This is a genomic window from Ruegeria sp. BB1, assembly GCF_056539465.1.
Genome location: NZ_JBQFVB010000002.1, coordinates 86954 through 112139, shown reverse-complemented (window position 1 = coordinate 112139; position 25186 = coordinate 86954). Strand labels below are relative to the sequence as shown.

Annotated in this window: 24 protein-coding genes; 12 read left to right on the top strand and 12 right to left on the bottom strand. The window is 59.4% G+C overall.

The features are described from left to right. Positions 1-2: 2 nt before the first annotated feature. The 7 genes from ACR0AL_RS08320 to ACR0AL_RS08290 all read left to right on the top strand — a co-directional run bounded on the left by ACR0AL_RS08320 (position 3) and on the right by ACR0AL_RS08290 (position 6262). Positions 3-773 (top strand): heme ABC transporter ATP-binding protein, encoded by a 771-nt coding sequence (locus tag ACR0AL_RS08320; RefSeq protein WP_480662631.1) that lies wholly within the window; start codon positions 3-5, stop codon positions 771-773. A 106-nt stretch (positions 774-879) separates the two neighbouring features. After that, positions 880-1860, top strand: a complete 981-nt coding sequence (gene bioB, locus ACR0AL_RS08315) for a biotin synthase BioB (RefSeq protein WP_170349946.1) — start codon at positions 880-882, stop codon at positions 1858-1860. Continuing rightward, positions 1857-2990: an 8-amino-7-oxononanoate synthase gene (locus ACR0AL_RS08310; RefSeq protein ID WP_480662629.1), complete on the top strand. Its 1134-nt coding sequence runs from the start codon at positions 1857-1859 to the stop codon at positions 2988-2990. The genes bioB and ACR0AL_RS08310 overlap by 4 nt, the downstream gene beginning before the upstream one ends. Further along, on the top strand, positions 2987-3607 hold the full coding sequence (bioD, locus tag ACR0AL_RS08305) for a dethiobiotin synthase (RefSeq protein ID WP_480662627.1): 621 nt from the start codon (positions 2987-2989) through the stop codon (positions 3605-3607). The genes ACR0AL_RS08310 and bioD overlap by 4 nt, the downstream gene beginning before the upstream one ends. After that, the gene (gene bioA / locus ACR0AL_RS08300) at positions 3604-4890 is read left to right on the top strand and encodes an adenosylmethionine--8-amino-7-oxononanoate transaminase (RefSeq protein ID WP_480662625.1); all 1287 of its coding nucleotides are present in this window, start codon (positions 3604-3606) and stop codon (positions 4888-4890) included. Before bioD ends, bioA begins: the two co-directional genes overlap by 4 nt. Further along, on the top strand, positions 4887-5507 hold the full coding sequence (locus tag ACR0AL_RS08295; protein ID WP_170412309.1) for a pimeloyl-ACP methyl esterase BioG family protein: 621 nt from the start codon (positions 4887-4889) through the stop codon (positions 5505-5507). Before bioA ends, ACR0AL_RS08295 begins: the two co-directional genes overlap by 4 nt. Beyond that, a complete protein-coding gene (locus ACR0AL_RS08290; protein ID WP_480662623.1) occupies positions 5504-6262 on the top strand; it encodes a methyltransferase domain-containing protein in 759 nt (252 codons plus the stop codon). Before ACR0AL_RS08295 ends, ACR0AL_RS08290 begins: the two co-directional genes overlap by 4 nt. Before the next feature lie 6 nt (positions 6263-6268). On the opposite strand, the gene ACR0AL_RS08285 is transcribed toward ACR0AL_RS08290, so the two are convergent. Continuing rightward, positions 6269-6877, bottom strand: coding sequence for a GntR family transcriptional regulator (locus tag ACR0AL_RS08285; RefSeq protein WP_170349940.1), 609 nt, complete (start codon positions 6875-6877; stop codon positions 6269-6271). A 273-nt stretch (positions 6878-7150) separates the two neighbouring features. Between ACR0AL_RS08285 and ACR0AL_RS08280 the strand changes: the two genes are divergently transcribed. Further along, positions 7151-8392, top strand: a complete 1242-nt coding sequence (locus ACR0AL_RS08280; RefSeq protein ID WP_170349939.1) for an acyl-CoA dehydrogenase family protein — start codon at positions 7151-7153, stop codon at positions 8390-8392. Positions 8393-8396: 4 nt separating this feature from the next. Here the strand turns inward: ACR0AL_RS08280 and ACR0AL_RS08275 are convergent, their stop codons facing one another. From ACR0AL_RS08275 to ACR0AL_RS08265, 3 genes are read right to left on the bottom strand one after another with little or no spacing between them, the layout of a single operon-like run. After that, positions 8397-9176, bottom strand: coding sequence for a carnitinyl-CoA dehydratase (locus tag ACR0AL_RS08275; RefSeq protein WP_170349938.1), 780 nt, complete (start codon positions 9174-9176; stop codon positions 8397-8399). A gap of 3 nt (positions 9177-9179) precedes the next feature. Next, positions 9180-11195, bottom strand: coding sequence for an acetate--CoA ligase family protein (locus ACR0AL_RS08270; RefSeq protein ID WP_480662621.1), 2016 nt, complete (start codon positions 11193-11195; stop codon positions 9180-9182). A 2-nt stretch (positions 11196-11197) separates the two neighbouring features. Then, a complete protein-coding gene (locus tag ACR0AL_RS08265; protein ID WP_170349936.1) occupies positions 11198-12358 on the bottom strand; it encodes an acyl-CoA dehydrogenase family protein in 1161 nt (386 codons plus the stop codon). Between the two features lie 97 nt (positions 12359-12455). Between ACR0AL_RS08265 and ACR0AL_RS08260 the strand changes: the two genes are divergently transcribed. Then, positions 12456-13379, top strand: a complete 924-nt coding sequence (locus ACR0AL_RS08260) for a GlxA family transcriptional regulator (RefSeq protein WP_425081932.1) — start codon at positions 12456-12458, stop codon at positions 13377-13379. Positions 13380-13396: 17 nt separating this feature from the next. On the opposite strand, the gene ACR0AL_RS08255 is transcribed toward ACR0AL_RS08260, so the two are convergent. From ACR0AL_RS08255 to napF, 8 genes are read right to left on the bottom strand one after another with little or no spacing between them, the layout of a single operon-like run. After that, positions 13397-13654, bottom strand: coding sequence for a hypothetical protein (locus ACR0AL_RS08255; RefSeq protein ID WP_170349935.1), 258 nt, complete (start codon positions 13652-13654; stop codon positions 13397-13399). 13 nt (positions 13655-13667) lie between these two features. Next, positions 13668-14369 carry a NapC/NirT family cytochrome c gene (locus tag ACR0AL_RS08250; RefSeq protein WP_425081933.1) on the bottom strand — a complete coding sequence of 234 codons (702 nt, stop codon included), beginning with the start codon at positions 14367-14369 and terminating at the stop codon, positions 13668-13670. Between the two features lie 29 nt (positions 14370-14398). Beyond that, the gene (locus tag ACR0AL_RS08245; RefSeq protein ID WP_170349933.1) at positions 14399-14836 is read right to left on the bottom strand and encodes a nitrate reductase cytochrome c-type subunit; all 438 of its coding nucleotides are present in this window, start codon (positions 14834-14836) and stop codon (positions 14399-14401) included. Positions 14837-14848: 12 nt separating this feature from the next. Beyond that, positions 14849-15766: a quinol dehydrogenase ferredoxin subunit NapH gene (napH, locus tag ACR0AL_RS08240; protein WP_480662618.1), complete on the bottom strand. Its 918-nt coding sequence runs from the start codon at positions 15764-15766 to the stop codon at positions 14849-14851. Next, complete coding sequence (napG, locus tag ACR0AL_RS08235; RefSeq protein WP_170349931.1) at positions 15763-16581, bottom strand: ferredoxin-type protein NapG; 819 nt, start codon at positions 16579-16581, stop codon at positions 15763-15765. The genes napH and napG overlap by 4 nt, the downstream gene beginning before the upstream one ends. 27 nt (positions 16582-16608) lie before the next feature. Continuing rightward, positions 16609-19101, bottom strand: a complete 2493-nt coding sequence (gene napA, locus ACR0AL_RS08230; RefSeq protein ID WP_170361756.1) for a nitrate reductase catalytic subunit NapA — start codon at positions 19099-19101, stop codon at positions 16609-16611. After that, positions 19098-19391 (bottom strand): chaperone NapD, encoded by a 294-nt coding sequence (locus ACR0AL_RS08225; protein ID WP_170361755.1) that lies wholly within the window; start codon positions 19389-19391, stop codon positions 19098-19100. The genes napA and ACR0AL_RS08225 overlap by 4 nt, the downstream gene beginning before the upstream one ends. Beyond that, positions 19388-19903 (bottom strand): ferredoxin-type protein NapF, encoded by a 516-nt coding sequence (napF, locus tag ACR0AL_RS08220; protein ID WP_480662616.1) that lies wholly within the window; start codon positions 19901-19903, stop codon positions 19388-19390. The genes ACR0AL_RS08225 and napF overlap by 4 nt, the downstream gene beginning before the upstream one ends. Before the next feature lie 312 nt (positions 19904-20215). On the opposite strand from napF, the gene ACR0AL_RS08215 reads away from it, so the two are divergent. Genes ACR0AL_RS08215 through ACR0AL_RS08205 form a run of 3 tightly spaced genes read left to right on the top strand, consistent with a single transcriptional unit; the run spans position 20216 to position 25183 of the window. Next, complete coding sequence (locus ACR0AL_RS08215; RefSeq protein ID WP_480662614.1) at positions 20216-22627, top strand: DUF3141 domain-containing protein; 2412 nt, start codon at positions 20216-20218, stop codon at positions 22625-22627. After that, on the top strand, positions 22624-24018 hold the full coding sequence (locus tag ACR0AL_RS08210; RefSeq protein WP_170349926.1) for a bifunctional enoyl-CoA hydratase/phosphate acetyltransferase: 1395 nt from the start codon (positions 22624-22626) through the stop codon (positions 24016-24018). The genes ACR0AL_RS08215 and ACR0AL_RS08210 overlap by 4 nt, the downstream gene beginning before the upstream one ends. Beyond that, the gene (locus tag ACR0AL_RS08205; protein ID WP_170377040.1) at positions 24011-25183 is read left to right on the top strand and encodes an acetate/propionate family kinase; all 1173 of its coding nucleotides are present in this window, start codon (positions 24011-24013) and stop codon (positions 25181-25183) included. The genes ACR0AL_RS08210 and ACR0AL_RS08205 overlap by 8 nt, the downstream gene beginning before the upstream one ends. Positions 25184-25186 lie beyond the last annotated feature (3 nt).

Here is a 25186-nt window from a genome sequence, read left to right as displayed (position 1 = left end):
CCATGTTGATTGTCACAGACCTGAGCGTTCAGCTGGGGCGCCGCACGATCCTAAGCAATCTGTTTTTCTCAGCCCAGCCCGGACAGGTGACTGCCGTTGTGGGCCCGTCGGGGGCGGGTAAATCTACCTTGTTGGCCGCGCTGACCGGCGATCTGGACCATGACGGGGCCGTTACGTTGAACGGTCGGGATATCGCGCGAACCAGCGCTGCTGAGCTATCCGACATTCGTGCCGTCTTGCCACAAGCGACTCCGATGAGCTTTCCTTTCACCGTGTTAGAGGTGCTCCGCATGGGGCGTATGCGCAGGGCCATGGACGACCGGATTGCCCTGCATGCGCTGACTCGTGTCGGTTTGGGTGGATTTGAAGGGCGGTTCTATCAGGAACTGTCAGGGGGTGAGCAGCAGCGTGTTCAACTGGCCCGCGTTCTGGTGCAGGTGTGGCAACCGACCGGGCCGACAGGGTCGCGCTGGTTGTTTCTGGACGAACCCGTTTCCAGCCTGGATATCGGCCACCAATTGCAGGTGATGCAAATTGTTCGGGATTTCGCGGCCAGCGGCGGCGGGGTGGTCATGGTGATGCATGATCTGAACCTGACGGCCATGTGTGCCGACAATGTGATTCTACTGTCGGATGGGCAAATCCTCAGCCAGGGCACGCCGGTGGATACATTGTGCGACGATTTGCTCAGTCAGGCGTATGGCTGCCGTATTGCGGTCAATTGTGCCCCTGAAACAGGAGTCTACCTTTTACCGCAGGTGGCTGGGCTTTGATCACGCTTCGCGGTTCGGCGCTGTTGAATTAGATTTAAGTTGTAGTTTGTCGGATTATCGATATTAGAAAAGCTAGGCATGGAGTTTTGGATAGATTATCGATAAAATGGAAAACACCTCCCCCACTTGGACCCGCGAGGCGGCGCAGGCCGTATATGATCTTCCCCTGATGGATTTGCTGTTCCGCGCGCAGACCGTGCATCGCGAGAATTTCGATCCCAACAAGATTCAGACCTCCAAGCTGTTGTCGATCAAGACAGGTGGCTGCGCCGAGGATTGTGCCTATTGTTCGCAATCGGCGCGCAACGGCTCAAAACTGTCGGCCTCGAAACTGATCGAGGTTCAGCGCGTGTTGGCCGAGGCCCGCAAGGCCAAGGATGGTGGTGCTACCCGGTTCTGCATGGGCGCGGCCTGGCGTGAACCGAAAGATCGCGACATGGATGCGCTGGTAGCCATGGTCGAAGGCGTTCGCGAGATGGGTATGGAGACTTGCATGACACTGGGCATGCTGGACGACAACCAGGTGTTTCGCCTGCGTGACGCGGGCCTGGACTATTACAACCACAACATCGACACGTCCGAGCGTTATTACCCCGAAGTGATCACCACCCGCACCTTTGCCGACCGGATCGATACAATGACCCGCGTGCAAGAAGCCGGGATCAAAGTGTGTTCCGGCGGTATCCTGGGGATGGGTGAAGAGGTCGGCGACCGTGTCGATATGTTGGTCACACTGGCCAATATGGGACCCGCACCTGAATCAGTGCCGATCAACATGCTGATGCCGCAGGAAGACACACCGCTGGCGGACGCCAAGCCGATCGATCCGATCGAGTTCGTGCGTGTGATCGCCACCGCCCGTATCATGATGCCGAAATCCTATGTTCGCTTGTCTGCCGGACGCAGCGATATGACCGATGAGCATCAGGCCATGTGTTTCTTGGCCGGGGCGAACTCGATTTTTGTGGGGGAAACGCTGCTGACGGCAGAGAACCCAGAAGAAGACACCGACGCGATCCTGTTTGCCAAGCTTGGGCTGCAAGCCGAAACCGTGGCCGGGCAAAGCTGCGCGGAAGCTGCTGAATGAAAGCATTGGGTCGCCTGAACTCGATGCTTGAAACATTAGGCGCCCGGCATCGTCGCCGGGTGCTGACCCCGAGGCGTGGGCTGGACTTTGCCTCGAATGATTATCTGGGTCTGTCCGAATCTGCATGGCTGCAAGGTGCCGCGCAAAAGGCGCTGGATCGCGGTGTGCCGCTGGGATCGGGTGGGTCGCGGTTGCTGCGCGGCAATCACCCGGAACATGAGGCGTTGGAGGCTGAGGCCGCCGCGTTTTTCGACGCCGAGGCCGCCTTGTTCATGGGTGGCGGGTTTCAGGCCAATCAGGCGATTTTTTCGACCCTTCCCGCCGGTGGTGATCTGATCCTGTATGATGATCTGGTTCATGCCAGCGCTCATGAAGGCATGCGTATTGGCCGGGCCGACACGCGGGCCTTTGCTCATAACGATGTGGCCGACGCACGCCGTGTTATTGCCGACTGGCTTTCCGCAGGAGGGTCCGGTCAAATCTGGATTGCCGTGGAAAGCGTTTATTCGATGGAGGGTGATCTCGCGCCCCTGAACGCGCTGTCCGATCTGGCTGTGGAGCAGGAAGCGGTGTTGGTCGTGGACGAAGCCCATGCGACCGGTGTTTTCGGCCCACATGGCAAAGGACTGGCGCATGGGTTGAAGGCCGAAGTGCTGACATTGCATACCTGCGGTAAGGGTCTGGGCGTTTCGGGCGGACTGATCTGTGGCCCACGGCTGATGATCGACGCGCTGATCAACAGGGCACGGCCGTTCATTTTTGCGACCGCGCCATCTCCGTTTAACGCGGCCCTGGTGCGGGCTGTACTGGCGCATTTGCAATCAGACACCGGACTGACCGACGCGGCAGACTCCCGCATGCATCATGCCCATGCCGAAGCGCGCCGGAATGGCGTGTCGCCGGGTGTGCTGAACAGTCAGATCATCCCCGTCATTCTTGGGGACGAAGCGCACACGATGCAGACTGCCGCAGCCCTGCAGTCGCAAGGCTTTGACGTGCGCGGCATTCGCCCTCCTACGGTTCCGCGCGGCACATCGCGGCTACGGGTTTCGATTACAGGCAATGTTTCACAGGCCAATATTACCGCCTTGTTCGAAACCCTAGCGCAGCAACAAAGCGAGGCCGCATGAGCCCTGTCATCGTAGTCGGAACGGATACGGGCATCGGGAAAACTGTCTTTGCAGCGGGCCTGACAGCAGCCCTTGGCGCGCGGTATTGGAAACCTGTGCAGTCGGGGCTGGAAGAGGCCACCGACTCGGAAACCGTCAAGGCCCTGACCGGGGCCGAGGTGCTGCCCGAGGCGTATCGGTTGAACATGCCCGCCTCGCCACATCTCTCGGCCGAGGATATGGGGATTGAAATCGACCCGGCCCGCCTGACCTTGCCGCCGGTGCCCGGCCCACTTGTGGTTGAAGGCGCGGGCGGGTTGATGGTGCCGCTGAACCGTCAGGTCTTTTTCCTGGATGTGATTGCGCAGTGGCAGGCCCCGATTGTGCTGGTGGCGCGTACCGCACTGGGTACGATCAATCACACGACCCTGTCCCTGATGGCGTTGCGCAATGCAGGGTCCAAAGTGATTGGTGTGGCCTTTGTTGGCGACCCAGAGCCGGACGTGGAACAGACCATCGCCGAAATGACCAATATCCGCCATTTGGGCAGGCTGCCCTTCGTCGAAAACCTTTCACGCGAAACCCTGTCCGACGCATTCTCTGCCATCGACATTGACGCGATCCGAGGTGCCTTATGACACCGCTGGAGTTTGATGCCCGCCATCTGTGGCACCCTTACACAAACGTGCTGGAACCCGGCCCGATGCACCTGATCACGGGGGCAGACGGGGTTTGGCTGACGGCTGAGGATGGCACGCAGATGATCGACGCCATGTCGTCCTGGTGGTGTGCGGTGCACGGGCATCGTCACCCGGCCATCATCGCAGCCATGCAGTCGCAGTTGGATCAGATGCCGCATGTGATGTTTGGTGGGCTGACACATGAACCCGCGATTGAACTGGGCCGGAAAATGATCGGGCTTTTGCCCGACGGGCTGGATCGCATTTTCTACAGCGACAGCGGGTCGGTCGCCATCGAAGTAGCCCTGAAAATGGCGGTGCAGTACCAAATGGCGCAGGGTCGCAAGGGGCGAACGCAGTTTGCCACCATCCGCGGCGGCTATCACGGCGACACCTGGAAAGCGATGAGCGTGTGCGACCCGGTCAACGGAATGCACGGGTTGTTTGCGGGCGCCCTGTCCGTTCAGCATTTCCTGCCGCGCCCACAGATCGCCTTTGGTCAGGACTGGTCCGAGGATGGTGACCTGAACGGACTGAATGCACTGGAACAGTTGCTGGAGGCGAAAGCTGACCAGATCGCGGGGCTGATCCTTGAACCTGTGGTTCAGGGGGCAGGGGGGATGTATTTCTACCACCCGACCTGGCTGCAGCGCGCCCATGAGATGTGCAAGGCACATGACGTGCTAGTTATCTTCGATGAGATCGCCACTGGCTTTGGCCGCACCGGTGAGCTGTTTGCCCTGCACCATGCCGACATTGTGCCAGATATCCTGTGCGTGGGTAAGGCGCTGACAGGTGGGCATATCACGTTGGCGGCCACGGTCACCACCGAAACCGTCGCACGACGGATTGGGGAAAGCGAGGCCGGCGTCATGATGCACGGGCCCACCTATATGGCTAACCCGCTGGCCTGCGCGGCGGCGGTGGCCAGTCTGGAACAACTCTCGGTCCGCGATTGGCGGTCGGAAGTGGCGGGTATCGCTGCACAGATGACGCAGGAGCTGGCTCTGGCGCGTGACTTGCCCGGTGTGGCGGATGTGCGCGTCTTGGGTGCCATCGGTGTTATCGAGATGGAAGGCTGGGTCGACCCTTCTGTGGCGCATGGGTTGGCATTGGAAACCGGCGTCTGGCTGCGACCGTTCGCGCGCAACATCTATTGCATGCCTCCCTATATCATCTCATCAGATGAGCTAAGCCGCGTAACCTCGGCCATGGTATCGCTGGTTCGAGGGATGTCATGAAACAGCGCTGGTTGTCCCGCTCAGGCACGGCCGAGGTGCTTTTGGTTTTCGGGGGCTGGGCCCTTGGCCCGGGTCCTTTCGAAAGCCTGGAGGGCAATACGGATGTCTTGTTCGTCGACGACTATATCCGTTTGGATAACCCGCTGAGCGAGCTGTCTAACTATGACAAGGTCACCCTGATCGCGTTCTCGTTTGGCGTGGCCTCGGCCGCGCATTGGTTGGCACAAACGGGGGTGCGGCCAGATCGGCTGATCGCGGTCAGCGGCACATTGCATCCCGCCGATGTCGAACGCGGCATCGCGCCAGACATGATCCGGGCCACGGCCGATCAACTCAGCACCGCCAGCTTTGCCAAGTTCTGCCGCCGAGCTGGGCTGGAAGGTCCGGCGCCCGAAATAGATATCGACACGGCAAAAGCAGAGTTGCACGCGGTGATCGAACGTGGCCCGGCACCCGATCCCGGGTTCGACCGGATTTGGATGCCGCTGAGGGACCGGATCATTTCCACATCCGCCCAAAAGGCAGCGTGGGTTGATCAACAAGAAGCAGTCCGAACTGTTCCAACCGCGCATATACCCTTTGCCAACGGTCAGAACTGGCAGGAGTGGATCGCATGAATGCCCAGATGACCAGCCGCGTCCAGCGTAGTTTTAGCCGCAGTTTCCGCTCGTACCACGAGGCTTCCAACCAACAGGCGCGGATAGCTGAGCGATTGGCGAAGGATTTGCAACGTGACGGTGCTCCGACGCATTTTGAGTCCGGATTGGAGTTTGGCTGTGGCACCGGTCATTTGACCCAAAGGCTTTGCGCGCAGTTCGCGTTTGATGGTTTGACCGTCAACGATCTGTCACCCGAGGCATATGAGACCGCCGCGTCCTTTGGTGCAGGATTTCTGTGTGGTGATGCGGAAACGGTCGCATGGCCTGCGAAACCGGATCTGATTGCCTCGGCGTCAATGATCCAGTGGTTGCCAGATCCCGCCGCGTTCCTGCACCGGGCCGCGCGGGCGCTGGCCCCCGGAGGCTGGCTGGCGGTTTCCGGTTTTGGCCCGCTGCAATATCAGGAACTGGTGCAGATTGGATCGGCGGCGAAGGCGCCCGGCCTTTGTGGACCGGAGGTTTTGACCGCTGCTGTCGAAGGTATTCTGAACGTCGTCAGTGCCGGAGAATCCAAACAGCAGATGCAGTTTTCCTCTCCTCGCGACGTGCTGGACCATCTGCGCAGAACCGGAGTGAACGGGCGCGCGCAGAAGCCGTGGACAAAGTCAAGCCTGCTTTCCTTCAATAATGACTATGTTCGGCAGTTTGGCGGCAAGGACGGGGTTCCGTTGACCTACCACCCGACCTGGATCATCGCCCGGAAACCCGACTGATCCCGCCTAGGGCAGGCGGGTCAGGTGGCGCTGCATGACCGAATGCGCCTTGGCCGCATCGCGATCCTTGATGGCGGCCAGAATTGCAGCGTGATCCGGATCGGCGCGCGGTCGCCATTTGGCGGTGTACAGGTTGTTGAAATGCCACGTGTACAGCACTTGCAGGTTCCTGATCTCGTCAATCATGCGCGGCATGTTGCAGGCCGCGATGACGGCCATATGAAAACGCTGATTTGCGTCTTCCCAATCTTCAGCAGTTTGGGCGCTGTCGCAGTCTTCGTGTACTTGTTCGATCTGGGCAATCTGCTGGGCCGTCAGGTTTGGAACGGAATGTAGCAAGGCCACCGGTTCAAGCGCGCGTCGCATCACGCGCAGCTCTTGAATGGCGTTCTGGTCCATTGGCGCCACGCACATACCTCGGCGTGGTACAGCGACGGCCAGTCCTTTTGATGCCAGATTCAGCAGCGCCTCGCGTACAGTGACCTGGCTGACTCCGAACTCACGCGCGATCAGGTCCTGCCGCAGCTTTTCGCCGGGTTTCAATGCGCCACGGACAATCCTGGTCAACAGTTTCTGCGCAATGTCATCCGATTTTTTGATCTGCTGCTCAGACACCTGAACTCCGTCGCTTTGGTGCTTTGGTCATATGATCAGACGATTATCGCTCTGCAAGGTGATGGGCAACAGGTGATGGTTGTCGTCGCAACAGCTTGGTCGTTAACTCGGCCACGCTTGACGATACAAAACCCGGCAAGTCCTGTCGCAACTCAAATGACCTTGCGGCAAAAACCGTTGGAAACCAACTGGCAGCTTTCACAAATGCGGTGGGTGCGGATAGGGTACCCGCAGAGGCAACGTAGTGTTGCAACGTTCTGAAAAGGGACCGTCATGGACTTTGCCCCATCGCCACGCGCTGCGGAAATCCGCGAGCAGCTGAAACGCTTCATGCAGGCGCATATCTACCCTCGCATCCGTGCTCATAAGGAAGAGATTGAAGCAGGCAAATTCCCGGTCTCATTCATGGAAGACCTCAAGGCGCTGGCCCGGGCGGAAGGGCTGTGGAACCTGTTCCTGCCTTCCTTGCGCGACGATGAACCCGGCACCCGGCTGAGCAATCTGGAATACGCCCCGCTGGCCGAGTTGATGGGGCAGGTCAGCTGGTCCTCTGAGGTGTTCAACTGCAATGCGCCGGACACCGGCAATATGGAGCTGTTGCACATGTTCGCCACGCCCGAGCAGCGCCAAGAATGGCTGGTGCCATTGCTGAACGGCGAAATCCGTTCGGCCTTTGCGATGACGGAACCGGATGTGGCCAGTTCGGACGCGACAAACATCACCACTTCGATCCGGCGCGAGGGGGATGAATATGTCATCAACGGGCGCAAGTGGTTCATCACCAATGCCTGTCATCCGAACACCAGAATGTTCATTGTCATGGGCAAGACCGATCCCAATGCCGACAGGCATAAACAGCAAAGCATGGTGATCGTGCCCAAAAACACATCCGGCCTGGAGATTGTCCGAAACCCCACGATCCTGAATATGCATGACCCCGAAGGCCATGCCGAGCTGCTGTTCAAGGATGTACGCGTGCCGGTCGGCAATCTTCTGGGCGAAGAAGGCAGCGGGTTTGCTCTGGCGCAGGCGCGGCTGGGGCCGGGACGTATCCATCACTGTATGCGCTCAATCGGGGCCGCAGAGATGGCGTTGTCGCTGATGGTTGAACGCGCGCAAGAACGGAAAACCTTTGGCAAGCAACTATCAGACCAAGGCGTAATCCGGGAATGGATCGCGAAATCGCGGCTTGAGATCGAACAGGCACGTTTGCTGACCCTGCAGGCTGCGTGGAAGATTGACCAGGTGGGCGCCAAGGCGGCGCGGCGTGAGATTTCCCTAATCAAAGTGGTGGCACCCAATGTGCATGCCGCCGTGACCGACCGCGCAATGCAGGTCTTTGGTGCCATGGGGATGACGCCGGATACGCCGCTGGCCGACAGCTATACATGGGCGCGGGCATTGCGATATGCGGACGGCCCGGACGAGGTGCATTTGCAGGCCATCGCGAAACAAGAGATCAAAGAGTCAAACTTCGGGATGTCAGCGCAATGGCTGACTCCGCCGCCGCGCTGAACGCTTACTTTCCTTTCCAGACCGGGTCGCGTTTTTCCGCAAAGGCGCGCGCGCCTTCCAACTGATCTTCGCTGGCATACAGCACATCTACCGTGCGCAACTGGCGCTTGGTGATGCGGTTCATGGCATCCTGGAACTTACTGTCCTCGGCGTCGCGCACGACCTCTTTGATCGCGGCGTAAACCAGAGGAGGGCCCGAGGCCAGCAGCCGGGCCAACTCCCACGCGCGATCCATCAACTGATTGGCGGGGATGATTTCGTTCACCAGCCCCCAGCGGTTGGCTTCTTCGGCGTCGAACCAGCGCCCGGTCAGCAGCAGCTCCATCGCGATATGGTAGGGGATACGCTTGGGCAGTTTGACGCTGGCCGCATCCGCAACAGTGCCCGAGCGGATTTCAGGCAGGGCGAATGTGGCATGCTCGGCCGCCAGGATCATGTCGGCTGACAGAGCCAGTTCCAAACCGCCGCCACAGGCGATCCCGTTTACCGCTGCAATCACCGGCTTGTTCAGATCGCGCAGTTCCTGAAGGCCGCCGAACCCGCCAACGCCGTAATCGCCGTCAACTGCATCGCCATCGGCAGCGGCTTTCAGATCCCAGCCGGGGCAGAAGAACTTTTCGCCCGCGCCTGTCAGAATGGCGACGCGCAATTCGGGGTCATCGCGAAATTCGGTAAAGACCTCACCCATTCTGCGGCTGGTGATCAGGTCGATAGCATTGGCCTTGGGCCGGTCCAGCGTCACCTCAAGGATCGCTCCGTCGCGTCGGGTTTTGATCGGGTCCATGTCTCAGGCCTTTCTAATCAGGGCATCCACTGCAACCGCCGTGTCGGGCGTGCAGAGAAGCGGGTTAATTTCGACCTCGCCAAGCGTGTCGGCATTTTGCATGACATAGGCCTGAACGGCCTGAATTGCGGTGATGATCGCATCCATATCAGCGGCAGGTTGGCCGCGATAGCCCGCAAGTAACGGGGCTATTTTCAATTTGGCCAGTGCGGCGCGGATATCGTCGGATGTGCTGGGTACCAACAGCGACGCGGTATCGCGTAGCACTTCGGTCAGCACACCGCCTGCGCCCAGCGTCAGGACGAACCCATGCGCCGGATCGCGGACGACGCCGATTAAAAGCTCGACTACGGTACCGGTGATCATCTCTTCGATCAGCACCTCATCCGTCCCGATATCGGCGGCCACATCGGCCACGTCGTCAACCTGGACGCCAAGGCATACTGCGCCGTGTTCGGATTTATGGGCCAACCCGATGCCTTTGATGGCAAAGGGCGCGGTCATATCCGACGCCGCAGCGCGTGCTTCATCAGCGCCCCGAACTGTGCGGTTCTGAGGGACGCGCAAGCCACACACTTCCAAAGCTGATTTCGCCTCGGCCTCGGTCAATGTACGCGTTGCCTCGATCGTGCCGGGCAGGCAAACTAGGGCCTCGGCGGGTGCTTTGACCTGACCCGCTGCACGGGTGGCGCTAAGCGCTTCTTGCAGACCCATAAGAGGGGCGACGCCACCGGCCATAAGGTCTTGCGCGATGTCCTGGGGCAGAAGTTCAGGCAGAGTTGCCGCGATAGCGAAACGAGCTCCGGTCTCGGCCCGCACTTTCAGCGCCGCTCGCGATGCGCAGGTCCAATCTGTCGGATCAGTGGTCGGGTAATCGACGATCGAGAAGGTCAGGTCGATATCGTCGCCTGTCATTCCCGACCACGCTCGCGTCATCGCACCCTCATCGCGCCAGATATAAGTGTGGTAGTCCAGCGGGTTATTCAAAGCGACCATCGGACCAAGCGCATCACGCAGTTGGGTTTTCTTGTCGTCAGTCAACTGAGGGAAACTCAGACCAGTGCCAATGGCCATATCGGCGATTAAGCTGGCCTCGCCCCCCGAGCAACTGATCGAGGCGATGTTGCCACCCGGCAATGGCCCGTAGCAGTGCAATAGTTTCAGCGTTTCCAGGAAATCAGGCAAGGCAGACAGGCGCGGTATGCCCAACCGCTCCAGAAGCGCCTGCGCCCCGGCGTCGCTGCCTGCCAGAGACGCGGTGTGCGACACGGTTGCCGCCTGCGCCTGTTCCGACGCGCCGACCTTGAGCGCTATCAGGGGGATGCCCTTTGCATGCGCCTTGGCGGCCAGCGCCTCCCACTGTCGGATATCCTTGAACCCTTCGATATGTAGGCCAACGGCGGTCACGCGCGGGTCGTCGATCAGGGCCGAGGCAATCTCGGCCTGACTGGTTTGCGCCATGTTTCCGCAAGTCACCATATAGGCAATCGGTAGCGCGCGTTTCTGCATCGTCAAGTTGATCGAGATGTTCGAGCTTTGCGTCAAGATCGCAACGCCCTTGTCCTCCGGCGTTGCACCATGCTGATCCGGCCATAGCAGCGCCCCGTCGAGCGCGTTGATGAAGCCGTAACAATTCGGTCCCAGAATGGGCATGTCTCCTGCGGCGGCTAGCAGCTGCTCCTGCAGGTCCGCGCCGGTGTCATCTTCGGCCACTGCTTCGGAAAAGCCCGAGGCGAAGCATACCGCCCCACCGGCACCCATGGCGGACAGCGTCTGTACCGCCTCAATCGTAGCGTGTCGGTTGATGCCGATGAAAACGGCATCCGGGGCCTGTGGCAAGTCTTCCAGACGGGCGAAAACCGTGTGCCCTGCGATGTCACTTGCCTTGGGATGGACCGGCCAGACCTGGCCGGCATAGCCCATGCGTTCCGATTGCAGGATGACCTGCTGACACCACGCCCCACCGCCGATAACGGCAATGGATTTCGGGCGTAGCAGCCGGTTCAGATCTTTGCTCATCTTCAGGCGCCCAAGGGACGCAGCAGATCGCGGCTGATGATGTGGCGCTGAATCTCGCTGGTGCCGTCCCAGATACGTTCAACTCTTGCATCGCGCCAGAACCGTTCGATCGGGAAGTCATCCATCAGACCCATGCCGCCGAAGATTTGCAGTGTGGTATCGGTCACCCGCGCCAGCGTCTCGGAGGCATAGAGCTTGGCCGAGGCGATCTCACGGTTCGATGGCAAGTTCTGGTCCAGTCGCCACGCGGCGGCGAGGGTCAGCCAGTCTGCAGCGTCAATCTCGGTGATCATGTCGGCGATTTGGAAACCGACGCCCTGAAACTTGCCGATGGGTTGGCCGAACTGCTTGCGTTCGGCCGCATAATTCAGCGCATAGTCAAAGCACCGGCGCGCGCGCCCGACTGAAAAGGCCGCGACCGTCAGCCGGGTAGCATATAGCCATTCGTTCATCACCGCAAAGCCACCATCGACTTCGCCGAGGACCTGCGCATCGGGCAGGCGGCAATTGTCGAAATAAAGGATGTAGTTCTTGTAACCTTTATGGCTGACCGAGTTATAGCCCTCGCGAACCTCGAACCCCGGCGTGCCGCGATCCACGAGAAAGGTGGTGATCCGCTTCTTTGGACCTTTCGGGGTCTCATCGACCCCGGTTGCGATGAAGACAATGAAGAAATCCGCGTGTTCCGCGCCCGAGATGAAGTGTTTCGAACCATTGACGACCCAGTCCCCGCCATCGCGCACGGCCTGGCATTTCATGCCCCGCACGTCCGACCCGGCATCCGGTTCGGTCATCGCCAGCGCGTCCATTCTTTCACCACGCACGGCGGGCAGCAGATAGCGCTCGCGCTGATCATCGTTGCAGGCCATCAGGATGTTTTGCGGACGGCCAAAGAAGTGGGTCAGCGCCATGGAACCGCGGCCCAATTCACGTTCGACCAATGTGAAATCCAGATGCGACAAACCAGCACCGCCGACTTCTTCGGGGAAGTTGCAGGCGTAAAAGCCAAGGTCGATACACTTCTGTTTGATCTCTTCGCCCAGCTCTGATGGCACGGTTCCGCTGCGCTCGACCGCGTCTTCGTGGGGGTAGATCTCTTTCTCGACAAAGCTGCGGACCGTTGAAACGATCATTTCCTGTTCTTCTGACAGACCGAATTGCATAGCGCGTGTTCCCTGGCTGGTGGTTGACGAATGAAACGCCACAGGTCACGGTCACGACATGCAAAGTTAGCCGCTTAGTATGCAGAGTTAGAAAAAATTGTCCCAACGCTATAACATTCTATTGTTTGATGGGTTTTCGAACCACTGCCTCGCCAACATGGTCGAACCGCTACGGGCGGCCAACTCGTTGTCGCGGCAGACGCTGTATCTCTGGCGATTCTGTTCGTTGGATGGCAAGCACGTGCAAAGTTCCAGCGGGCTGGTCGTCACGCCGCATGGGGCCTTGCACGATCACAGCGGCGATGTATTGGTCGTGATGCCATCTTACGGCTATTTGTCGCTGGATACCCGTGCCACCACGCGCGCCCTGCTGGCGGCGGCGCGGACCCATCCGCAAGTGGCCGGGCTGGATACCGGCAGTTGGCTACTGGCGCGCGCTGGCTTGCTGGACGATCACCGCGCTACGATTCACTGGGATGAGCTATCGCGGTTCGAAGAAGCCTTTCCAGCAGTTGACGTTGTGCAGGAACGCTTTGTCATAGACGGCAATCGGTTGACTTGTTCGGGGGCGATGGCGGCCTTTGATCTGGCCTCGGCCCTCATTCGTCGGGATCATGGCCCGCTACTGTCGATGGAGGTAGCCCACCTGCTGATGAGCCGCAGCGCGACCGATCCCTATGCCTTACCTTTGAAATCCGAAGATACGCTGGTCAATCGCACGTTGACGGTGATGCAGGGGAACATAGAAACGCCGCTGACGATCCGGGACGTTGCCCGCAAACTTGGCTGTTCGCAAAAGAAGATCGAGATGCGGGTTCAGGCCGAATTACGCACCACGCCGCAGGCGCTGTATCGGCGCCTGCGGCTGACTATGGCCCGGAAACTGGTCGAGGAGACCGAACAAACCATCGCGGAAATTGCCGGTCGCTGCGGGTATGAAAACGCCAGCGCCATGACCCGTGCGTTCAAGGCCGAATTCGGGCGAACCCCAACTGCATTCCGCAGCGGGGCGCCGAATTGATGCAAAGCTTGGCGAATTCAGACTGTCGCACCCTTGATGCGGATGACCGAACCCAACGTACCTGCGCACAGGCCGATGACGACGGCGATTAACAGTTCGACCATACTGACATTGGCAAAGTTCCAATGGGCGAAGATCACCGTTTCCAGCACGCCGACCACGGCCCCCATCAAGCCGCCCAGCCACAGGCGGCGGGTCATCATGCCAAGCGCAAGGCCCAGAATGCCCGGAAGGCTGATGATGTTGGCCCCGATTGTTCCCAGAAGTTCCAGCATATCGTGCCTCTCTTTAATCCGCGCTCTTGTTCAGAAATGACCGGATCTCATCGCTGCTATCTGCAACCTGATGCGATTGTGCGCCCGTTGTCTCATCGGCCAGCTCATCCGTAACTCTCTGGTATTCCTCAAGGTAATCCGAAGGCAGGCTGTGCGCGATGCCCTGGTGGCAATCGATGCACGTCATGTTGGTGTCGATGGCGCGTTGGTGTTCGGATGCGGCGCGAGTTTCCTGAATGGTGAAATCCATATAGTCGAAGTTGTGGCAATTGCGGCATTCGCGGCTGTCCGACGCCTTCATCTTTTTCCAGACGGCCGAAGCCATGCTCAGACGGTGCGCTTCGTATTTTTCGGGCGTGCTGATGGTTCCGGCCAGTTCGTGATAGACGTCTTTGACGGCCATGATCTTGGCCTTGATCTTGTGGTTCCACTCATGCGGCACGTGGCAGTCGGAACAAATCGCGCGCACGCCGGAATGGTTGTTGTAGTGGATCGTTTCGCGATATTCGCCCAGATTGACCTCCATCGTGTGGCACGAGGTACAAAACTCCTCGGTGTTGGTCAGTTCCAGTGTCCAGTGGAACCCACCCCAGAACAGGATGCCGGCCAGAAAGCCCGCTAGGATCAGAAAGCCCGAGCTGAACGCCACGGCCGGTGTCCAGATCCAGTTCCAGAGGCGGCCAATCCAACCGCGTTTTTCGGGGGAGTCTGCCATCTTGGTGCTCCTTTCAGACATGCGTTGGATTAGTTGCCGGACGAGGGTTCAAACACGTTGTCGACCAATGCAGGCGCGTCTGCCTGAGGCACGTGACATTGGTTGCAGAAATAGCGGGTGCCCGCAATGTGATCCAGCTCGTTGCCGTCGCGATCCAGATAGTGGGTCATCGACAGGGTCGGAGCGTTGCGTTCACCTGCTTTGGTCCAGTCGTGGCAGGACAGACACTGATTGGTGCGCACGTCGATCTGGTATTGTTCGATCGAATGAGGAACCAGCGGCGGTTGCTGGCGATAGTTGCGCTGCATGCGCCCTTCGACATTTTTGTGGATCTGATCGAGTGGAATAAGCTCATCCACTTCCGCCCCACGCAGGGTTTCCACTTGGGCCGACTGGGCAAGGGCGAACCCGCTCAGGAGCAAAACGGGGATCAGGGCCATTCCGCCTGTCACGATTGATTTTTTCATCTTGGCACTCCCTTAAATAGGTCTGGCTGCGCGCCGGTCGGGCGCGGGAACTGGATCGGAAGGCGCGGCGACATGGTCGTCGAACCGGTGAGTAAAGGTGAAGACATCGACAGCGCATACGTCGATGCAGCGGCCGCAATTGGTGCAGTCCGGGGAAAGGATCAGTGGCGTTGTCCCGGGCTTGCCCTTCAATGCGGGGGATATGATTTGATTTTCTGGGCAGACGGCATAGCAATCCATGCAATCGTCACAGGCCGCCCGGTTTGCGGCGCTGACCCGCAGCAAGCTTTTGCTGCCGATCAGACCATAGAAAGCGCCGACCGGGCAGATATGACCGCACCATCCGTGGCGCGCGACGAACAGGTCAAAGATAAAGATCGCAGCAACCATGGCCCAGATAAAACCCGCACCAAAAATCAGCCCGCGATGCAGCATGGTGATGGGGTTGATCAGCTCCCAAGCGATCACGCCAGTCAGGCCCGACACGACCAGAACCATTGCCAGCACCCACAGGCGTGTGCTGCGTTTTGGTTGCCAACCTTTCGGCAGGTCCAGTCGCCGGTGCAGCCAATTGGCGGCGTCGGTTACCGGGTTGATTGGGCAGACCCACGAGCAATAGACGCGGCCCCCGATCAGCGCATAGGCGACCAGAACGATTAGCCCGCCGATCAGAGCAGTCAATTCAGGCCAATGCCCGGCAATGATGCTTTGCAATACGATAAACGGATCGGTCAGAGGCAACACGCCTAGAGTCAGGGACCCGGCCAGTGTGCCTTGCACGATCCAGATGCCGAACCAGGGGCCCAGCAGGAACAGGACCAGAAAGAACAACTGGCTGGTGCGACGCAGTAGCAGAAAACGATGCGCTCCGATCCAGCCTTTGGCTTCGATCGCTTCGTGACCGACAGGTATATGCGTGCGTGCGCTCATTGGCCTACCCCCGGCAGGTCATATGACGGTGCAAAGCCGCCCGGTGTGGTCAGGTTGTCTGTGCCCGGTCCCGGCAAGCGGTCGGGCAGATCGATCAAGCCGTCCACCAAAGGCCCGCCATGGGCCTCTTTTTCTTCCCAGCCTTTGCGATAGTGGTCGGCCGCGCTGCCCCGCGCCAGTCGTTCCGGCAGAACCTTGATGGCAGCTTCCGGTAGGACACAGCTTTTTTCGCACATGCCGCAACCGGTGCAGCGCTCGGCATGCACGGTGGGGATGAACATCGCATGATGGCCCGATCGGGCGTCATGGGCCGCTTCCAGCGTGATCGCGTCATCAATGACGGGGCAGACACGATAGCAGACGTCGCAGCGCAGGCCCTGAAAGTTCAGACAGTTCTCCTGATCGACCAGAACGGCAACGCCCATTTTCGCGTCGTCGATATTGTCCAGCCCTGGGTCCAGCGCACCCGTGGGGCAAGCGGCAACGCAGGGAATGTCGTCGCACATCTCACACGGCACATTGCGCGCCGTGAAATAGGGGGTGCCGGTGGCCACGGCATCCACCCCAAGTTCGGCCAGTTTCAACGTATCGTAAGGGCAGTCCCGCACGCACAGCCCACAGCGGATGCAGGCCGACAGGAACGCCTCCTCAGGCAGTGCGCCGGGTGGACGCAGTGCCTCGGCCGGTAACGCACGGGCATCACGGGCCAGCCAGGCCAGCAAAGACCCTGCGACCACGCAGCCGCCTGCCGCGCGCGCCGAATCCTGCAGGAAACGGCGCCGTTGCGGCGAGAGGGGTGTACCAGCCAGAGACATGGGGGCTACCTTTGCGATCCGGGCCGGTTACGCGCGCTCGACCTTGCAGGCGCACTTTTTATAGTCGGTTTCTTTCGACAGTGGGCAGGTCGCGTCCAGGGTCAGTTTGTTGGTCAGCTGGTGTTCGTCGAACCACGGCATGAAGACCAAACCGCGCGGCACCTTGTTGCGTCCGCGGGTTTCGACCCGGCTGGTGACCTCGCCGCGGCGAGTGGACAGAACGATCTCTTGCCCGCGGCGCAGACCCCGATCCTTGGCGTCCTGCGGATGCATGTAGACGACAGCGGATGGGAAGGCGCGGTGCAATTCCGGCACCCGGCGGGTCATCGAGCCCGAGTGCCAATGTTCAAGCACACGTCCCGTGGACAACCACAGATCAAATTCTTCATCCGGCTCTTCAGCCGCGGGTTCGTAGGGCGCAAAGATGATCTTGGCCTTGCCGTCCTTGTGGCCGTAGAATTTTACGTCAGCACCTTCGGGAACGTACGGGTCAAAGCCTTCGCGGAAGCGGTACAGCGTTTCTTTGCCGTCCACGACCGGCCAGCGCATACCGCGTGCCTGGTGGTACATTTCGAACGGTGCAAGGTCGTGTGCATGTCCGCGCCCGAATTCAGCGTATTCTTCGAATAGGCCTTTCTGAACGTAGAACCCAAAGTGCTCGGCGTCGTCATTGTGGAACCCTTCCGCTGTCTCGGACAGCGGGAACTGATCCACCTTACCGTTGGCATAAAGCACGTCGAACATGGTTTTGCCCCGGTGTTCGGGCATCTTGGCCAGCAGTTCTTCGCCCCAGACCTCTTCGACGGTGAAGCGTTTGGAGAATTCCATAAGCTGCCACAGGTCGGACTTGGCCTCACCCGGGGCCTGCACCTGTTGCCGCCAGAACTGGGTGCGGCGTTCGGCGTTGCCATAAGCGCCTTCCTTCTCGACCCACATGGCGGTGGGCAGGATCAGGTCGGCAGAGACGGCGGTGACGGTGGGATAAGGGTCAGAGACAGTGATGAAGTTTTCGGGGTTGCGATAACCGGGATAGCCTTCTTCGTTGATGTTGGGCGCGGCCTGCATGTTGTTGTTGCACTGCACCCAATAGGCGTTCAGCTCACCATCTTTCAGCTTGCGGTGTTGCAACACAGCGTGGAAGCCCGGTTTGGGCGGAATGGTACCTTCGGGGATGTTCCACGCAGTTTCGCAAATCTCGCGGTGTTCATCATTCGCCACCACCATGTCGGCGGGCAGGCGGTGGGCAAAGGTGCCGACTTCGCGTGCAGTCCCGCAAGCTGACGGCTGACCGGTCAGCGAGAAGGGAGAGTTGCCCGGTTCGGAAATCTTACCCACCAGCAGATGCACATTATACATCAGCGAGTTCACCCAAGATCCGCGGGTGTGCTGGTTGAAACCCATAGTCCAAAGGCTCATGACCTTGCGGGTCGGGTCCGCATATTGCTGCGCGAGCTTCTCGAGCTTATCCGCCGGAACGCCCGACAATTCCGAGGTGTATTCCAGCGTATAGGGCGCAACCGCTTCGGCGTATTCTTCAAAGCTGATGCTCTCAAGCGCGCCAGAGTTCGGGTTTTCTGCCTCTTGTTGCAGCGCGTTGGTTTCTCGCAGGCCATAGCCGATATCGGTGGCAGTCTTCGTGATGTTGACGTGATTTCTGACGAAATACTCGTTCACCGCGTTGTTCTGGATGATGTAGTTCGCGATGTAATTCAGGATCGCCAGATCGGTCTGTGGTTCAAACACGATGCCGTTGTCTGCCAGTTCGAACGAACGGTGTTCGAAGGTCGAAAGCACGTGGACTTCACATCCCGGCTTGGTCAGGCGCGTATCGGTCAGGCGCGACCACAGGATCGGGTGCATCTCGGCCATGTTCGAGCCCCACAGCACAAAAGTGTCCGCGTGTTCGAAATCGTCATAACAGCCCATCGGCTCATCAATGCCGAATGTGCGCATGAACCCGACAACGGCGGATGCCATACAGTGCCGCGCGTTGGGATCGATATTGTTAGACCGGAATCCGGCCTTCATCAATTTGGAGGCGGCATAGCCTTCCCAGATTGTCCACTGACCCGAACCGAACATTCCAACACTGGTTGGACCCTTCTTGGCCAGGGCCTCTTTCCACTTGGCGGCCATGACGTCGAAGGCTTCGTCCCAGCTGACCGGCTCGAATTCACCGTTTTTGTCGTATTCGCCATTGGTCTTGCGCAGTAGTGGCGTAGTCAGGCGGTCCTTGCCATACATGATCTTGGACAGGAAATAGCCCTTGATGCAGTTCAGGCCACGGTTGACCGGCGCGTCCGGGTCGCCTTGCGTGGCCACCACACGGCCATCCTTGGTGCCGACCAGCACCGAACATCCGGTACCACAGAACCGGCAGGCCGCCTTGTCCCAGCGGATATCGGGGGCCCCGGCCTGCGCGTTGGCCTGACCGGTGGCCAGAGGAATGCCAGCGGCTGATGCAGTGGCAGCGGCCGCTGAGGCCTTGAGAAAAGTCCGGCGAGATTCTGAAGTAGTCATAGCGTGAGCCTCCGGCTGGTGGTTTGGCTTGGGGCATCGGGATGCGGGGTAGCCTCCGCAAGATCCTCGAAATGGTGATAGGTCAGCGTCAGTGAGACCACTCCGGGGATCTGATGCAAATCCATGATGATCTCGGACGCCAGGTGATCTGATGTGTCTTCGACGACGACGACGAAACGGCCGTCTTCGGCCTGGGCATGCACCTCGACGCCTGGTGTGTCGCGCATCGTTTGCGCCGCGGCCTCAGCTTGGTCAGGGACGATATGTACAAGGCAACCGCAAATATTCATTGTATCGCTTCCGTTTTAGATGTGGGCTGACGGTCAAGCGCGATGGCATTGACAGGGCAGGAGGGCACGCAGGCACCGCACCCAATGCAGGTGTCGGCATCCAGCGAAGGCTCGGCCCGACCGCCCAGTTGTAACCTGAAGCGGATGGCATTCTGTTCGCAATTGTCCTGACAGACGCGACAGCTGACCCCGTTCACGGACAGGCAAGAGGATGCCTCAATCGCCGCGCGCCAGGGCCAGTCCGGCAGGCGTTCGATTTGCAACGCGTCTGTCGGGCAGACCGTGGCGCAATCGCCGCAAAAGGTGCAGGGGTTTTCACTGGGCTTAAACACGGGGAAACCGTCCTGACCGACGACAATCACCGTTTCCTGACAGGCGTCGACGCAGTCGCCACATTTGGTGCAGTGATCCAGGAAACCCGGCACATGTGATCCCGGAGGACGGACAATGCTACTGTCCTCCCGACATACTTTGGCGCTTAGAAACGCCCGACGACTGGTCATCTGGCTCATTTGGCTGGACTGTACGCGCTTGATTCCCTTACTAGGTTATCCCAATAGCGATTTCGAATGTGATGAATCTTGATCCAGATCATTATTGAAACATTTATTTTTCGCCTTTTCGCCAGTCACCTGACAGTTGAAGTTGTCCAATGCCGCTCAGGAGGTGGCTGCACCAACGGTTAGAACCAAGACGGCGCGGCGCAGAGTTGGGTTTGAGTATCATTTCGAAACAAACTATGCTGCGTCGCAGAAATCGACTCGGCCACTGGCAGAATTTTACGGTGGTGGCGCATGTGTTTTCGATGTTTAGAGGACAGGCTCATGGTGACCAATGTGCAGAAGACCTCTTTGAACCTTCGGTCCGAGACGGCTGAAAATGCGGCTGCGGTTCAGGACCGAACGGTTGATATCGTAACCCGCGCTTTGGATCGGTCCGGCGTACAATGGACCCTGTTGTCCCAATCCGCCCGGCTGCAATCGACGCGGATTATCGAAACGCATTCAGAGCGGACCCGAGATCTGATGCAGGGCTTCGCCGAGGTTTCGCAGCGCATTGCGCGTTCGCAATCGATTGTCGACGATTGGACAGCTTATCTGAAAGACGCCACCCAGCGCGTGGTGCTGACCTTGGACGCGCTGCGTGAACGCGGAGACGTTTTTCTGGAGCATGAAGCTGCGGGTTGCCCGCCGGTGCTGCTCTATGACTATGAGGTCATCGTCGACGGGGCGACCCTGAAACGCCCCTGCAATTACCAACTGCTGCGCATCCTGCCGCCCAAAGGTGTAACCATTGACGACACCCGGCGTCCCTACATCATCATCGATCCGCGTGCCGGTCACGGCGGCGGGATCGGTGGATTCAAACCAGACAGTCAGGTTGGCGTTGCCCTGTCAAAAGGGCATCCGGTTTATTTCGTCAGTTTCGGACGAGACCCTGTGTCGGGGCAGACCCTTGCCGACGTCATGCATGCCGAGGCCGGGTTCGTGCGCACTGTCCGCGCGCGCCATCCCGACAGCCCGCAGCCGGTCGTGGCTGGCAATTGCCAAGGTGGCTGGGCCACTTTGCTGATGGCCGCCTGCAACCCGGATCTGACCGGACCGCTGATCCTGAATGGCGCCCCCATTGCGCCATGGTCGGGCGAGGTAGGAGAAAATCCGATGCGATATAACGCCGGTGTTCTGGGTGGCACCTGGCAACCGATGTTCTGGTCGGATGTTGGAGCGGGCCTGTTCGATGGCGCCAATCTGGTGATGAATTTCGAGCAGCTGAACCCCAGCCGGAATTATTTCGGCAAGTATTTCGACCTCTACCGCGACCCTGACGGCGGTCGGAAACGCTTCATTGATTTTGAGCGCTGGTGGGGTGGTTACTTCCTATTGAACGAGGCCGAGATTCACTGGATCGTCGAGCAGCTGTTCGTTGGCAATCGGCTGATCAAGAACACCGCGCAGTTGGAACCGGGCGTGCCGATCGACATCAAGGCGGTGAAAGGCCCGATATTTGTCTTTGCCAGCCAAGGTGATAACATCACCCCGCCCCAGCAGGCACTCAACTGGATTGCCGCCACATACGCAGATGAAGAGGAAATCCGTCTGCGCGGTCAGCGGATCATCTACATGTTGCATGATGAGGTTGGCCATCTGGGCATTTTTGTTTCGTCCAAAGTGGCGCGTAAGGAACATACGCAGATGGCTTCGACCCTGGAAACGGTCGAAGCAATGGCACCAGGCCTCTACGAGATGGTGATCGAAAACACCCAAGGCGAAGGCCAGGATAAACAGTTCGAGGTTCGGTTCTATGACCGCACGCTCGGGGATGTAGCCGCGTTGGACGACGGCCAGCAGGATGAGGCCAGCTTTGCCGCGGTGGCCCATATGTCCGAAGTGCAGGCGAATGCGTATGAAACCTTCGGGCGCCCTTTTGTGCGGTCCGTGTCGACACCGATGGGCGCAAAGGCATTGCGTGATCTGCACCCTCTGCGCGTTCAACGCGCGGCGATGTCCTCGGACAATCCGGTGATGAAGGGGGGTGCGCAATTAGCCGGGATGACGCGCGAACTGCGCGCCCCGGCGACAGCTGATAACCCGTTTCTTGAGATGGAAAAGCTGACCGGCGACTGGGTCGAACAGGCCATGGATCTGAGTCGAGACCTGCGCGACGCCTGGTATGAAGGGATGTTCTATGTGCTTTGGGGTGGTCCGCTGGCCGCGTGGTTCGGCAAGAAGAACGCTGCCCACCGTACCTTGCCTGATCCTGAAACCCTGAAAGCCCTGCCCGAGGTTGAGGCAGCATTGGCGCATATGAAACAGGGCGGGCTGCCCGAGGCCGTGATCCGGTTGTTGCTGTTGCTGGCCTCAAGCAACCAAAGTTTTCGGGCTGAAATTCTGCATCGCTGGGCGCATGTGTTCCAACATGAGGCCCCGTTCAGGGATCTCACCGTCGAAGACCGCCAACGCATGTTGCGCGAACAGACAGTGATTGTCACTTTTGACGAAAAGGGTGCGATCGATACGTTGCCCGACCTGTTGCCGCGGGTTGCTGACAGAAAACAGGCGGTTGATCTGCTCAAGCGTGTTCTGGGTGAAATTCCGAACCCTTCACCTGAGCTTGTCGAGATGGCACAAGCACTGTACGACACGCTTGATCTTGCTGAGATCAAACAGAAAACCGGAACTCGGTCCAAACCTAAAGGGCGCAGTTCGGCTGCTGCGAACAAGGCCAAACAGAAATGAAAATAACAGAAAACCGCACCTACACGCAGATCAAGGTCGGGGACGTGGCGCAGGTGACGCGCTTATGTACGGTCGATGATCTTTATGCCTTTGCCTCGGCCTCGGGCGATCATAATCCATTGCATCTGGCGGGATATGATGGCGATGGCGACGGCCACCCCGAGGCAGTGGCCCCAGCCCTGTGGCCTGCCGGTTTGATTGCGGCAATTTTGGGCAATATCCTGCCCGGCGCGGGCACCCAGGCGCGGTCGGCGAACCTGTCTTTTCATGCGCCTGTTCTGGCTGATGACGAGGTGACAGCGACGCTGACCGTGACCGAAAAGCGGGACGACGGTGATTTGCTTTGTGCGACCGAAGTGCGCCGCGTGGGCGACAACGCTCTGATCCTCAGTGGTGAGGTGCAAGTGACGCCGCCAGCCAAACACCTGACGTTTGACTCGGTTGACGTGCCCGGCCTGATCGTTCAGCGCCATCGCCATTTCGATGCACTGATCGCAAAGGCAAAGCCTCTGGATCCGATGCCCACAGCCGTGATCGCCCCGGAAGAGCCGAACTCGCTGGGCGGCGCCTTGCTAGGGCATTCCAAGGGTATTATTGCGCCGATCCTTCTGGGTGATCCTGACAAAATCGCTGCTGCAGCCGCCGAGTTGAAGGCCGATTTGTCGAGTATCGAGATCATTGAAGCCCGCAGTCATGAAAATGCGGCCCATCGCGCTGTGGACCTGGTGGTTGAAGGTAAGGCGCAAACCCTGATGAAGGGGCATTTGCACACCGATGTTTTGCTGCGAGCGGTTCTGCGTCGGGACAAAGGTCTGCGGACAGGCCGTCGCTTGTCGCATGTGTTTGTGATGGATGTGCCAGGCTTTTCACGGCCCATCATGGTGACGGATGCGGCCGTGAACATCGCTCCGGACCTCGAGACCAAGGCAGACATTGTGCAGAATGCCATCCATCTGGCACACTCGATCGGGATAGAAACACCAAAGGTTGGCGTCTTGTCGGCGGTTGAGACGATCAACCCGCATATGCCCTCGTCTGTGGATGCGGCGCTGTTGTCGAAAATGGCCGAGCGGGGTCAGATCACCGGTGGGCTGGTCGATGGCCCACTGGCGATGGACAACGCGGTTGATCTGAAGGCGGCGCGAACAAAGGGCATCAAGTCCGCCGTCGCCGGGGCGGCGGATATTCTCGTGGCCCCGAATATCGAAGCTGGCAATATGGTGGCCAAACAGCTGACTTACATTTCCCATGCCGAGGCAGCGGGAATTGTGGTAGGTGCCGCCGCCCCGATCATTCTGACGTCCCGAGCGGATGATGATGCCTCGCGGTTGGCTTCCTGCGCGGTAGCGGCGCTGCATGCGCAGGCAAATAAGGGTAAAATTCATGGCTGACCATGTGCTGGCGCTGAACGCCGGGTCGTCTTCGTTAAAATTCGGGCTGTATGAACTGGTCGAAGGCAATCGCCCCAGCATGCGTTGGCACGGCCAGATCGAACGCTTGGGGGATGCGCCGCGCTTGTTGGCGGAATCTGCCGGGGGCCGCTCGATCAACCAGGCGCTGACGGATACCCAAAGCCATGACGAGGCAATCCAGGCCTTTCTGGACATGACACGCGAATATCTGCCGGACATCCAAATCCGGGCCATAGGTCACCGGGTTGTGCATGGGGGGACGGTGTATTCCGAACCCGTGCGGATCGACGACAAGGTTCTGGATACTCTGGCCGGGTTCATCCCCTTTGCGCCGCTGCACCAGCCATTCAGTCTGGCCGGTATCCGTGCAGCCAGCGCCGCCTTTCCAGACACGGTTCAGGTGGCCTGTTTCGACACCGCCTTTCACCGCACCCATCCATGGGTCAACGATACCTTCGCCCTGCCGCAGAGCTATTATGACAAGGGCGTGCGCCGGTACGGCTTTCACGGCCTGAGCTATGACTACATCACGCAAAAGCTAAAAGAGACCGCGCCCAGCCTGTATGATGGCCGCGTTGTCATCGCGCATCTGGGCAATGGCGCGTCGATGTGTGCTGTGTCAGGCGGGCGGGCTGTGGCGTCGACCATGGGTTTTTCCGCATTGGACGGCCTGCCGATGGGCACCCGCAGCGGTCAGCTGGACCCGGGTGTCGTGCTGTACATGATGCAGCAGGAAGGGATGAGCGCGGATGAAATCGCCGACATGCTCTATCGTAATTCCGGCCTGCTGGGTCTGTCGGGGATGTCATCGGACATGCGCACCCTGCTGGCCGCCGAAACGCCCGAGGCACGCAAGGCGATCGATTATTATGTCTTTCGCATTCGCCGAGAGCTTGGCGCCATGTCTGCTGCGCTGGAAGGGTTGGACGCGCTGGTATTCACGGGCGGCATTGGTGAGAATGCAGTACAGATCCGTCAGCGGGTTTGTGACGGGATGCGCTGGATCGGGATTGAAATGGATCCCAACAGGAACGCCGACAATGGCACGGTTCTGTCGACCGATTTCAGCCGCGTGCGCATTCTGGCAATTCCCACGAACGAAGAGATGGTGATCGCCCGCGCCGCCGCCCGGATGGTGCAATAGTCG

Coding starts and splice junctions, on each gene's coding strand:
- bioB (WP_170349946.1), top strand. CDS start 880: ATGGAAAACACCTCCCCCACTTGGACCCGCGAGGCGGCGCAGGCCGTA.
- ACR0AL_RS08250 (WP_425081933.1), bottom strand. CDS start 14,369: ATGGCAGACTCCCCCGAAAAACGCGGTTGGATTGGCCGCCTCTGGAAC.
- bioA (WP_480662625.1), top strand. CDS start 3,604: ATGACACCGCTGGAGTTTGATGCCCGCCATCTGTGGCACCCTTACACA.
- ACR0AL_RS08225 (WP_170361755.1), bottom strand. CDS start 19,391: ATGAATATTTGCGGTTGCCTTGTACATATCGTCCCTGACCAAGCTGAG.
- ACR0AL_RS08255 (WP_170349935.1), bottom strand. CDS start 13,654: ATGCTGGAACTTCTGGGAACAATCGGGGCCAACATCATCAGCCTTCCG.
- ACR0AL_RS08310 (WP_480662629.1), top strand. CDS start 1,857: ATGAAAGCATTGGGTCGCCTGAACTCGATGCTTGAAACATTAGGCGCC.
- napF (WP_480662616.1), bottom strand. CDS start 19,903: ATGAGCCAGATGACCAGTCGTCGGGCGTTTCTAAGCGCCAAAGTATGT.
- ACR0AL_RS08205 (WP_170377040.1), top strand. CDS start 24,011: ATGGCTGACCATGTGCTGGCGCTGAACGCCGGGTCGTCTTCGTTAAAA.
- ACR0AL_RS08245 (WP_170349933.1), bottom strand. CDS start 14,836: ATGAAAAAATCAATCGTGACAGGCGGAATGGCCCTGATCCCCGTTTTG.
- ACR0AL_RS08210 (WP_170349926.1), top strand. CDS start 22,624: ATGAAAATAACAGAAAACCGCACCTACACGCAGATCAAGGTCGGGGAC.
- bioD (WP_480662627.1), top strand. CDS start 2,987: ATGAGCCCTGTCATCGTAGTCGGAACGGATACGGGCATCGGGAAAACT.
- ACR0AL_RS08295 (WP_170412309.1), top strand. CDS start 4,887: ATGAAACAGCGCTGGTTGTCCCGCTCAGGCACGGCCGAGGTGCTTTTG.
- ACR0AL_RS08280 (WP_170349939.1), top strand. CDS start 7,151: ATGGACTTTGCCCCATCGCCACGCGCTGCGGAAATCCGCGAGCAGCTG.
- ACR0AL_RS08275 (WP_170349938.1), bottom strand. CDS start 9,176: ATGGACCCGATCAAAACCCGACGCGACGGAGCGATCCTTGAGGTGACG.
- ACR0AL_RS08270 (WP_480662621.1), bottom strand. CDS start 11,195: ATGAGCAAAGATCTGAACCGGCTGCTACGCCCGAAATCCATTGCCGTT.
- ACR0AL_RS08320 (WP_480662631.1), top strand. CDS start 3: ATGTTGATTGTCACAGACCTGAGCGTTCAGCTGGGGCGCCGCACGATC.
- ACR0AL_RS08290 (WP_480662623.1), top strand. CDS start 5,504: ATGAATGCCCAGATGACCAGCCGCGTCCAGCGTAGTTTTAGCCGCAGT.
- ACR0AL_RS08215 (WP_480662614.1), top strand. CDS start 20,216: ATGGTGACCAATGTGCAGAAGACCTCTTTGAACCTTCGGTCCGAGACG.
- napA (WP_170361756.1), bottom strand. CDS start 19,101: ATGACTACTTCAGAATCTCGCCGGACTTTTCTCAAGGCCTCAGCGGCC.
- napG (WP_170349931.1), bottom strand. CDS start 16,581: ATGTCTCTGGCTGGTACACCCCTCTCGCCGCAACGGCGCCGTTTCCTG.
- napH (WP_480662618.1), bottom strand. CDS start 15,766: ATGAGCGCACGCACGCATATACCTGTCGGTCACGAAGCGATCGAAGCC.
- ACR0AL_RS08265 (WP_170349936.1), bottom strand. CDS start 12,358: ATGCAATTCGGTCTGTCAGAAGAACAGGAAATGATCGTTTCAACGGTC.